This is a genomic window from Staphylococcus sp. Mo2-1, assembly GCF_046721385.1.
Taxonomy (GTDB): domain Bacteria; phylum Bacillota; class Bacilli; order Staphylococcales; family Staphylococcaceae; genus Staphylococcus; species Staphylococcus equorum_A.
Genome location: NZ_JBEUUK010000001.1, coordinates 453,481 through 465,629, shown reverse-complemented (window position 1 = coordinate 465,629; position 12,149 = coordinate 453,481). Strand labels below are relative to the sequence as shown.

The 12,149-nt window shown below is 32.8% G+C and carries 6 protein-coding genes and 2 pseudogenes; all 8 read right to left on the bottom strand.

Annotated elements, in window-relative coordinates:
• Positions 1 to 38: 38 nt before the first annotated feature.
• On the bottom strand, positions 39 to 428 hold the full coding sequence (locus ABLV95_RS02330) for a YisL family protein (protein WP_460872494.1): 390 nt from the start codon (positions 426 to 428) through the stop codon (positions 39 to 41).
• Between the two features lie 240 nt (positions 429 to 668).
• Positions 669 to 1,574 carry a fumarylacetoacetate hydrolase family protein gene (locus ABLV95_RS02325; protein WP_460876273.1) on the bottom strand — a complete coding sequence of 302 codons (906 nt, stop codon included), beginning with the start codon at positions 1,572 to 1,574 and terminating at the stop codon, positions 669 to 671.
• Positions 1,575 to 1,687: 113 nt separating this feature from the next.
• Positions 1,688 to 2,827 (bottom strand): DUF418 domain-containing protein, encoded by a 1,140-nt coding sequence (locus ABLV95_RS02320; protein ID WP_069833049.1) that lies wholly within the window; start codon positions 2,825 to 2,827, stop codon positions 1,688 to 1,690.
• A 23-nt stretch (positions 2,828 to 2,850) separates the two neighbouring features.
• A pseudogene (addA, locus tag ABLV95_RS02315) lies at positions 2,851 to 6,507 on the bottom strand (helicase-exonuclease AddAB subunit AddA).
• Positions 6,504 to 9,972: pseudogene (gene addB / locus ABLV95_RS02310) on the bottom strand (helicase-exonuclease AddAB subunit AddB). The pseudogenes addA and addB overlap by 4 nt, the downstream one beginning before the upstream one ends.
• 296 nt (positions 9,973 to 10,268) lie before the next feature.
• Complete coding sequence (lepB, locus tag ABLV95_RS02305; protein WP_069818014.1) at positions 10,269 to 10,844, bottom strand: signal peptidase I; 576 nt, start codon at positions 10,842 to 10,844, stop codon at positions 10,269 to 10,271.
• Positions 10,845 to 10,862: 18 nt separating this feature from the next.
• Positions 10,863 to 11,381, bottom strand: coding sequence for a signal peptidase I (lepB, locus tag ABLV95_RS02300; RefSeq protein WP_427705118.1), 519 nt, complete (start codon positions 11,379 to 11,381; stop codon positions 10,863 to 10,865).
• Between the two features lie 4 nt (positions 11,382 to 11,385).
• A complete protein-coding gene (locus tag ABLV95_RS02295; protein WP_460876272.1) occupies positions 11,386 to 11,961 on the bottom strand; it encodes a TVP38/TMEM64 family protein in 576 nt (191 codons plus the stop codon).
• Between the last annotated feature and the right edge of the window lie 188 nt (positions 11,962 to 12,149).

The following is a 12,149-nucleotide window of genomic DNA, read 5'->3' as shown; positions in this document are numbered from 1 at the left end:
TCCCTTTTTAATTGAACTTGATTTATGTTTTAAATTTTTTATAAACCAAATAGTTGCGTAATTGGTCCCCATGGCAAGATAACACCTAAAAGCATAGTAATTAAAATAACAATAATCGTTGTCCACAATAAACTATGACTTGATTGACCTTTTTTACGTTTTGCAAGTGACACTTCCATGAGTGCAACTACTGCTACGCCACCAATCATTTTCAATGTAAGTAACATATGCCCACCAGCGTTACCAGATGAAAATGCTTGAATCCACGTCCAAAAACCTGAAATTAAAACTAATACCATAAACACTCTTAAGAGCATATGAATCGGTTTAAAGTAAGGTGATGCGCCTTGTTTTACTGAAAAATTAAAATAAGCGACAAAGAACAAGATTATTAATAACACCCAACTTGCAATATGCATGTGTAACATAATATATAACCCCCACACAATTTTTACTTCAATAATATGTAAAACAGAAGTATGTTGCACCTTTTAATTAGTAAAATAAAAGGTGCCTTTCTTAATCATACTCAAAATAAGTATATTTTTCAAAAAAGAAATTCTGCACTACTTATTTTATTTGAATATGCCCATTATTGCAATGTTAATTCTATTTTTCGCATATTAAAACCGGGCATCACATACGTTAGCCCGGTTAATATATATCGTTTATTTTTCTGCGATAAAATTAGTCAGTGTACCAATGTTATCAATTGTAACTTTAACTTCATCACCTGGTTGTAAAAATTGCGGAGGATTCATTCCTGCGCCTACGCCAACAGGTGTGCCAGTTGCAATAATGTCACCTGGATGTAAAGCAACATATTTAGAAATTTCTTCAATTAATTCATCTATTTTAAGAATCATTGCACTCGTATTACCATCTTGACGAATATCATTGTTTACTTTTGTAACAATATTTACGTCTTCAGGTGTAGGTAATTCATCTTTAGTTACGATGTAAGGTCCAACTGGGCATCCGCCAGTTAAACTTTTAGATAAGAATGCTTGATCTTGTGCATCTTGAGCTTTACGGTCTGTAATATCATTAATAATTGTATAACCGTAAATGTAATCTAATGCTAAGCCTTTTGGTATTTTTTCACCAGATTTTCCAATAACAATACCTAATTCCCCTTCATAATCTAATTGATCTGTAATATCTTTATGATTAGGAATTGTACTATTATCTCCAGTTAATGAAGAAGCGGCTTTAGTAAATACGTACAAGCGTTGAACTTGGTGATTTAATTCGTTAGCATGATCTTGATAATTACGTCCAAAGGCAATGACATTATTAGTTGGTGTTACTGGTGGTAAAAATTCAATGTCAGCAAATTGTACTTTATAATCTTCGCCTTTACCACTATCCTCTGCGGCAACAACTGCTTTACGAACTTCTTCTTGAAAATCTACGACTTGGTTTTGTTGAAGGCCGTCTAATAACGTTTTAGGATGGAATGTGCCCTCAGAAAAATCTGCAAAAACTTTTTGTAAGTCCCACGCAGCTTCTTCACGTTTTACTTTCACACCATATGATGTCTGTCCTTCATGTCTGAATGATAGGAATTTCATTCAATATCAGCTCCTCATCTATATCTTATTACATATTATAACTATATTTACTACTAAATAACAAATAAATAACTAGAATTTTCAAAATTCTATTGTTTTGTCTCTAATGTGTCTTATTTTAAGTAAGTAATTTTTCGCCATAACCACTCGATGGGTCCATATTTAAAGAATTTCAAATAATAATAACAAGCTAAAAGTTGCAAACTATATACCACTACTACAATAATATAAGATTGATAGAGCGGTAACTTGTTGTATAAACTTAAGCCTACGTCATAATAAATGAATGTGAAAATGATACTTTGTGATATATAAACTGATAAACTGAGTTTTCCAGGATATTTAAAAATGTCTAGTACTTTCGCAGTTTTGGCATATTGACATAAACGAACAAAGATCAAAATGTATCCCATCGCAAGAATCGGACCGCCAACCATTGAACTTATGATTGAAAATGTATTGTTTGCATAATCTAAAGCAAATGGAAGTTTAATAAAATAACCGATAATAAATAAAGTACTGCCCCAAGTCATGGCACTGCGTGGGTTGTTTTGAATCTTAGTTATTAAACTTAATTTTTGTGCGGCAATACCTATAAGTATGTAAGGTAAAAGATCAAGATATGCGGCTCTTGTAACAATATCTATAACACTATATTTACTTTCCAATCCATTAACTTGTAAGAATTCAAAGTAATGACCGTTTTGTTTGATATCAACCAATTGTGCGAGTGACTTACCTGAATAATTACTCGCTTCATGTCGTCCTTTATTCCAGTACGCTAAAGAAATTGGAATCACCAATATGACAATTTTCATTATAAATAAACCAACAGCTGATTTAATTAAAGTCTTAGGTTTCAATTTGATAAATAACACTGCAATCATACCGGTAAAACCATAACCAAATAAAATATCTCCATTAAATAAAAAATAGCCATGTAGTACACCAAAAATAATTAAAACTACTAATCTTCGATATATAAAAGGATAATAAGACATCCCTCTACGTTTACTATTTTCATACATAATGGCTAATCCATATCCAAATAACATTGTAAATATTGGATAAAATGAACTGATAACGAAAAGTGTAACAACGCGGAATAGCCATTCATCGGCGCCGTGCAATACTCCAGGTAGATATGTTTCCTCATAAGGAAAACTAAAAACTAAAATATTCATTAATATGATGCCAAACAAACTAAAACCACGTAATGCATCTAATTCAAATAATCTGCGTTGCGGTGACACAATATAGCACCTCTTTTGGAAATTTAAGTATCAATTGTAAGTTGACCAAATTTAAAGAAATATAAATATCCTTTAACTTCGGTTTTTAATATTGTTTCTAGTGTGGTGCGGTAATATTCCATCTGTATCTTATAACGCTGTCTTAATTGAGCACCAATTTCTTCATCTGACATATTTCGACGTCTATTAAATGCGTCTGTCTTATAATCTACAAAATAATATTGATTATCTTTTAAAAATATAAGGTCTATCATACCTTGAATGATTGAAGCATCTTCGTCAACTGTTTTTAAATGATCCACATTGGATTGATTCACAACGAATGGTAATTCACGATATATTTCATCACTGGATGCAATGGTTGCATAGAGTTTACTATCAATAAAAGTGTAGATATCCTCATAGCGAATATCGTCTTTCGCATCTTCCGGTATGATATGTTTTTCAATCATGTGATCAATATGTGCATGTAATTCACTTTGTGATAGGCCGTCGCGTTTAAATGGTAGATGTTGCATCACTGTATGCATCAGTGTACCAACTTCATTTGCTTTCCTTTTAGAGCTATGACTTAAAAAGCCAGGTCTTTCATAAGACGATGTTCCTATACGATATTGTCTCACTCTATCATAATTTGTATCTGCTTGTTCCGTGTCTAATTGACGTTTTAATTCAGATACGGACTGCTTCGAAGGTTTATCGATAGCATCTTGATACGGATACGTATAGCTCAGCTGTTGATGAATTTGTGATTTAATTGCTTCATCATTCGTATTCATTGTCTCAATATCTTCTATCGTGCGACGTTCACTTTCTTCTACTACCGCTTCTGATGCAATATCTTGATAAAAATCTGTATTCAATTGAACATAGGGTTTCATCGTTGCATCGATGTCACCAATTGAGCGTTCAAAACGCAATTCAATCGGTAAAGCAGACGACTGATGTTTTGACAATATTGGGTAAATCATATCAATCGGTCTTTGCGCAGTTAGTCGATAACTTACAGGCAAATGGGTATCCGACACAGAAACTTGTTCAAACTGAGTTAATTCCTTCTCATCCTTAACACGTCCAATTAAAAATAATTGTTCTTTTGCACGTGTGAGCGCAACGTATATGAGTCTCATTTCTTCAGAGACCATTTCTTTTTCTGCAATGGCTTTATACGTAACGGATGATAGCGAAGGGTATGATAAGTTACTTTCCACATCGTAATAAGTCATTCCTAAACCATAAGTTTGATTTAAGATCACTGGTCTATGTAAATCATCTCTTCTGAACTTACGAGATAACCCAGAATATATTACAAATGGAAATTCTAACCCTTTACTACTATGAATCGTCATCATTCTAACCACATCATCATTTGGACCAATAACGTTTTCTTCTCCAAAATCTTTACCACGTTCTATTAATTCATCTATAAAACGTATAAATTGATATAAACCACGGAAACTGGAATTCTCAAATTCTACTGCTTTATTAAATAACCCATATAAATTGGCGCGACGCCCTTTGCCTCCAACAATTCCACTAAAATATTGAATCACATAATGATCATTATAAAACTTATCAATCAGCTGATAAACTGGATGACTTTGGCTATAATGTTGATACATCTCTATATCTTTTAGAAACGCATTTAATTTTTTTACCAATTTTTTATTTGCAACATCATTTGCCATATAATTTTTAATTGATTGATAAAAATAATCATCATTAGGACTAAATACGCGAATATTTGATAATTCATCTTCAGTGAATTGATAAATCACAGAACGCATTAATCCTACTAAATAGATATCTTGTAATGGATTATCAACTGTTCTTAAAAATGATAATATCAACCGTATTTCTACTTGTTCAAAATACCCTTCCTTACTATTCACATGGAACGGTATATTGTGGTCTTTAAACGCCTGTTGAATCTTACGCGCCTGGCCATATGAACGTTCAAGTATCACGATGTCTTTATAGCTTGGTTTACGATATTGCTCTAATTTCATATCATATATTTCATGTTTAGCCATTATTTTTTCAACTTGCTGAACGATATACTCAGCTTCTTGTTCTGCACCGTTTAAATCAGACTCAGCATCTTCTACCAACATATTCATCTGAACATCATGAGGCTTATCATCGTAAGGGGCGCCATAATACAATTGTGCCGCATCGTCATATACAATTTCCCCTACTGCTTGATCCATCATATGTTTGAATAAATAATTAGTCGTTGTCAGTACTTCTTCTCTTGAACGGAAGTTTTGTGATAAATCAATTCTCATACCATTTTCTAAGCCATCTAATGAAAAACGATTATATTTTCCTATAAATAAACTTGGATCTGCCTGTCTAAATTTATAGATAGACTGTTTCACGTCACCGACCATGAATAAGTTGCCATCTGATTCATTACCTCGTTTAATACACGATAATATTTTCTCTTGAACTCTGTTCGTATCTTGATATTCGTCAACAAGAATTTCTTCAAATTGTTGGCGGTACATGTCCGCAATTTCTGAAGGCGTACCGTCATTATTCATTAATACACGCAACGCAAAATGTTCATAATCAGAAAAATCCAAGAGATTTCTACTTCTTTTTTCGAATTAAATTGCTTTATTACATCTGCTGTCACTTGTGTTAGATATGATACTCTCGGTGCTAAGCGTTGCATATCATGTTTCAATTCTTCAGCTTCACGTGAAAAATAATCTTCCTGAACTTTTGAGACCAATGCTTTATATTGATCATAGTGTTTTTTACCATCATCATATGCATCAAGCATCATCTCATTCGCTTCTTTAATCTTCTTGTTCTTAGCTGGAAAACGCGCTTCAAATTGGTGTTCAGCAATGACTTGCGTATTCAATTGACCGCCTTCCATCGCTTGATTTAAAAATTGTCGTTCCTTCTCTAATACAGCTACTTGTTTATCTACTTCTTCTAGCATCATGAATAAATCATAACTTTTATTCAACGCTTCTAATGCTGAATTCATAAAAATCATTGCTAAATCATTCAGTAATTGTAGTAAATCATCTTGTTGCTCCGCATCATAATAAGGGGTAGCTAAATTTTGCAACCAAGTTATGGGATTTGGATTCGCCACGCTAAAATAAAACATTTGTTTAATCGTATTTCGTAGTTGATCATCATTTCGATCAGATGATAACTGTTCTGTTAAATCTACGAAACTTGGATCTAACACATCATAATGACTTTCCAATACTTCATCAATCGTCTGTTCAAGCAGTAAAATATTTTCCGCTTCACTGCTTGTTCTAAAGTTAGGATCAATATCCAAAACATCGTAATGATGTTGTATTAATTTCAAACAAAAACTATGGAGTGTAGAAATTTGTGCTTGATGAATTTTGATACGCTGATTTTTCAAATGTGCATTATCAGGTGATGCTATGGATGCTTCTTGAATACGTTGATCTACACGATGTTTCATTTCACGTGCACTTGCGTTTGTAAAAGTCACTACAAGTAAGCGATCAACATCTATTTCATCTTTGATAATTCGCTGAATAATACGCTCAACTAAAACAGCTGTTTTTCCTGATCCTGCGAGCCGCGACTACAAGTACATCTTGTCCTTTGGCATAAATACTTTTCCATTGGTTATCAGTCCATCTTGTATCAGCTGGCTTTGCTGAGATTTGACTCATAATTCATCTTCCTCGCTTTCTAACTCGACATTTTGCACTGCTTCTAACGGATTAATCGACTCATCTACAGTACGATAACGTTTGCTATCAATCGCACCATCTACATGACATACAGATTTATAATTACAAAATTCACAAGGCAACGTTTGATTATATTTCATCGGTGCAACTTCTGTATGGCCATCCATAATACTGGATGCAGTTTCAATAAAGTTCTTTTTATTATGCTTTATTAATTTATAAATTGTTTCTTCATCAGCAACTTTACTGTTACTTTTAATTCCTCCGTCTTTTTTCAATCCAAGTGGTACAATATCAGAATTATAACTTGGTTCTAATCTTGTATCAAAAGCGTCTAATACAGAGTCATCACTATTTAATAACCCACTTAATTTAAATGAATTTATAAACTCTGTATCTCGTTTATCTTCGTTTAATTGGTTCCACGCCAATTTAATACGCGGTTCATGTACATGAAAATATAAAAGCCCTCCTGGTTTAGTCATCTCTGTTAAACCTAGACGTGATTTATTTTGTAACACGATATCCATATACGTCATCATCTGCATTTGCATACCATAATAAACTTTAGTTAAATCCAGTGTTCCACCATATTTTGAAGACTTATAATCAATAATATTCACAAAACTTTGGTTACCATGCTGATATGTATCAATACGGTCAATTTGTCCACGAATGTTGATTGGAACACCTTGTGTTGTCTTCAATGGCTCAGCTAACAATTCACTATTATCACGTGGCTTTCTTCTAAACCCTGCTTCAAAACGTTGTGGCGTGAATTTTGTATGACTGCCTTGATATTTGAGCGCAGTCAATGTTGTCTCAACTATAGCACCGATACGTTGTGATAAATAACGGTAGTAAGCCGTTGAATTCAACAAGTTAAATTGAACTTCAGGTAGTATTTCAGATAAAGCCTCTACTGTTAATTTATGAATTTGCTTCGTGTTTAAGTTTTTAAAATCACCATTCACTTTTTCTGAAATGAATTTCAACACTTGATGGAAAATATCGCCTAATTCAAAATTTTCAAGTTTGTATTTTGTACGTTCGTTAAGTCGTAAGCCATGTGATGCGAAATGTTTAAATGGACAGGCCTGATACCCTTCAAATCTGGATACACTTGCATTAATCGTCTTACCATATAAATCTGTAGACAATGATTCACTTAATTGTACTGTTTCATTATCATACGTTAATGCCGACAATAAATAACTCAAACCATCGTTTAAGTTATCATCGTCTCTCATCACTTGATATGTGTCTAACCATGTGTCAGCGACAATTTCATCATCTAACCATGCTTTTAATGATTCAAATAATGCAATTTTAGTTTGATGTGGATGTTCCATTAATGACAATGGGTTAGCTTGGTGTTGATGATGAATATTTTCAATGTCTAAATTTGTGTATAACTGTTGAATTTGATTTAAAAATGGGCTCGGTTCTTTTTCATCTCCACTTGTGCTCATCAAAGAATAAGAAAATGTTACAGCTGCACGGCTTCTTGTCATAGCAATGTAGCACACAAATGCTTCATCCATTTGTAATATATCTGCCGTTGGACTCAATTCTATCGTTGACTGTTCTTGGAAGTATTTCTTTTCATCGTCTGTAATCAAACTCGATGATGAAACGGTTTGTGGCATGACCCCATCATTTACACCGACAAGGTATACATGCACTTTGTTATCAACTTTAGCTAAATCCATTGTCCCTATGCTCACTTGATCAATCGTTTGTGGTATCATCACAAATTCTAATTGCTCTAATCCAATATCAAACAATTCTAAAAAACGTGTCTGAGTCATAGTCTGTTCGCCAAAAACAGTAACTAAATCGTCCAATGTTTGAATAAAACCATTCCATATCTGGTCAATTTCTTCTGCTTTTTTATGTTCACCCTCAACATCTAATGTGTCTCGCTCTGTCATCAATTGACTTGGTAAATCAAATGCTTCTATCGCTTCATAAAAAGCTGTCGCAAATTCAATTGCAGTTGTAGCAGTATTCATTTTTTCTTCAAACATCATCACTTTATCAATAACATCTGTTTTCATTTGAATTACACGTTCAAACGTTTCACGTTCTTCATCAGTTAATGGTTGGCGTTTTAAGCCCATTTTCCTAAATTGTTCAACATGGAAGTATTTTTCATCAATCCAACGTTTGCCATAGATACCCCGTTCAAGTACAAAGTTTTCTAAAATATCAATAAGATAATGACTATCTTTAAACTTTTTAGATAGTATATTTGTCTTAAATAGACGCATGAGTGGATCAAAATTCCAATTCGTTTGTATAACTTCAATGAGTGAGCGTATCATTTCCATAATAGGGTGATGCGTCATAGATTCTTTAATGTCTATATTGTATGGAATATCGTATTGCGGCAAAATCGATTCCATTAAATATGCATAAGATTCATCTCTATATAAAATTGCGATATCTTGAAAACGTCGACCTTGTTCGCGGTTTTCTCTCAATATACGACGCGCTACTTCATTAATTTCTTCACGCATTACAGAGGCCTCTAGAATTTCAATATTACCTTGTACCTGGATTGGCTCGAATTGCAATGCATTAAAGTTATGCTCTAAATGTGTTAAATCATTATTGTTAAAACGCTTTGTTTCGTTAAAATGTTTAGTATTCACCTTAATATTTAAGTCATTAGCGATGTCTTCAATATGCGTTAAAGATTCAGATGGTTTTCTAAATAAACTAAACGTATCTTTGTCTCCATCTGTAGTTAACACCACGGTAACCTTTTTCGCATAACTTACTAAGCTTCGAATAATTTGATATTCTAACGTCGAAAAGTTATGAAAACCATCGATATATATTTCAGCTCGCTTCAACCACTCAGATTGATCCATCATCGTTATAAAGCGTTGAAGAGAATCCTCAGTTGATACATATTCACCATTTATTCTATCTTCTAAATGTTTATAAATGAGCGCAATGTCCTGCAATTTATGTTTCGTGCGTGTTTGTAAGTGATTTGCAGCTATATATTCCTCTAATTGTTCTGGAGAAACTGCATATTTTTTAAAATCTTGTATTTGTTCATAAAGTTTTTCACTAAAACCATAGTATTTAACTTGAGAGCGATAAAGTTTCAACTCTGTTTGATGTTGTTGGATGATATCATAAATCATCATCTCTGTACCTGCTTTTGATAACTGTTGTTCCATCAAGCCACCGACTTCTTGAAACACGCGGTAACTCAAACGTTCAAAGTGTAGCACTTCTGTTCTAAGACTACCACTTAGTTCAGGATCGTTTACAAATGCTTGTTCGAGTTGAAAAGTATTTTGCGTAGGAGCAATTAATACAATGGGATCACCTAGTGGATCTTGTTTCATTTTACTTTTAATTTCTTCAATGATTTCATGTGACTTCCCTGTTCCTCGCTCTTCCAATATAAGCATTTAATTCCATGGCAAACTTCCACTCCTTTGATTCACATTTTAACATAGAAAAGCTTGTACATTGTGAATCTTTCACCTGATTTCTCCAACTCTGTTAAGTATGTGAACCAGTTGTTTATAAAAACAAAATGAACCTTCATATGTATTTTCAAATTCCCTAATCATCTCTGATTTAAATTACCACTACACCGATGAATGAAACTTATTTAATGTCATAGATTTTTATATAAAAAAAGTGCTAATCCATTAAATTAACAGATTAGCACTTTTTTATTATATTAGGTATCTATGCCTTAAATTCGGTTATTATTTATTTTGATCTGTATCAGGATCAAAACCAAATTTCATTTCATTAAGTGGCCAGAAACTAAATGATACTTTACCAACGACTTGATCTTCATCTATTAAACCAAATGAACGGCTATCTTTACTTACTTCACGATTATCACCGAGCACAAGTAGCTTGTCTTCAGGAATTTTATTTTTTCCATCTACTTGGTTTAAATCTTTTGTTTCAAAGCTACCTGTAATATATTCATATTGTTTATTTTTTTTGTTTGAATCTAAATATGGTTCTTCTACTTCTTTACCATTTACAAACAATTTATCTTTTTTATATTCAACGTTATCGCCTGAAGTACCGATAACGCGTTTAACATAGTCGCTTTCTTTATTTGCATGAAAGACAATGACGTTACCATTTTTTATATCGCCAAATTTATAACCAAACAAATTGACCATGACACGTTCGCCGTCTTTTAGCGTAGGATCCATGGAATCACCTTTAACAGTATATGGTTTTGCCACAAAATTTACAATTAGTAATACTAACGCTACTGCAACGACAATCGACACAATCCATTCCAATATCTCTTTTTTCAATTTTTACACCTCGTCTATTTAATTAAAGTTCACTGTGAATTTTTCAAATGGAAAATATCTCAAACTCACATTTCCAATAATATCTTCTTTCTGTATAAATCCAGTCGTTCTAGAATCTTGTTTATTTTCACGATTATCATTGAGTACAAAATAAGCATTCGGGGGAATGATATCTCCTTCAGATTGCTTAATATTTCTAAGTGATAAATCATTTATACTACTGCTCGCATAAGGCTCATCAACTGTCCTGTCATCTCTATATAACGTCCCGTTCTTATACGCAATAGATTGCCCAGGTTTGCCGATAATTCTACTAAATTGAATTTCATCGCCTTCACGATACATTATAATATCATTATTATCTAATAAGTTAAATGTAGTTTTAATCTTATTTACAATAATTCGATCATCTTGTTTAAGGTTTGGTGCCATCTTATCATCCTTTATGACAGCACCTGTAATTACAAACGCTTGTATCAATAGTACAATAATAATCGCAAATATTATGGAAATCAAATGTTTTAATATAAATCGCACGCTGTCACTCCTCTGAAGAATGCATAAAATGTTTCTCTATTTTTCGTCCTACAAACCATACTATTAAAATGACGATGATGATAGTTATCAATCTTATAGGACTTGTGAATAAGGTTGTAATATCATTCCCCAACCAACCTACAAGCCCAATCATAACGAATTTTGAAGCTATAAGAACGGTCAAATAGGCATGTGCTTTAATATGCGATAAACTTGCGACAATATTGACTAGTGCACTTGGTGTAAATGGAAAACACATTAAAATAAAAATTGGAAGGACACCTTTTCTATCAATGAAATGTATCAATCTCTGAACAGATGTACGTTGTTGTATTTTCTTCATATAACGTGTATGCGTAAGCCTTCTAAAAAATAGGAACACAATATAACTACCACCTACTGTGCCTATCCAAGCCAATAAAGTTCCGATGATAAAACCGTAAGCATTCACGTTAACAATGACAAATACAATGATTGGCAAAATAGGAATAAAGGCTTCAATAAATGGCAGTAAAAAACCTACAATATATCCTAAGTTTCCGAATAAATCAAACCAATATTGTACTTGTTCTTCTGTCATCTAACCCATCTCCATCATTTCTATTGATTATAATTATAAGTGTAACATCCTGTTTTTAAAACTATAAAGTACTAGATTTAATATAAATCAGTCTCAAGAACGAAAAAAGCATCATGTCAGAGACTTATAGTATTGATGACCATGATATGCTTGAAAAATTATAGCTAATTATTATACATTTTAGCGTT

What these genes read in the sequence shown, in the direction of transcription:
- ABLV95_RS02325 (WP_460876273.1), bottom strand. Translation starts at nt 1,574, where the DNA reads ATGAAATTCCTATCATTCAGACATGAAGGACAGACATCATATGGTGTG.
- ABLV95_RS02330 (WP_460872494.1), bottom strand. Translation starts at nt 428, where the DNA reads ATGTTACACATGCATATTGCAAGTTGGGTGTTATTAATAATCTTGTTC.
- ABLV95_RS02295 (WP_460876272.1), bottom strand. Translation starts at nt 11,961, where the DNA reads ATGACAGAAGAACAAGTACAATATTGGTTTGATTTATTCGGAAACTTA.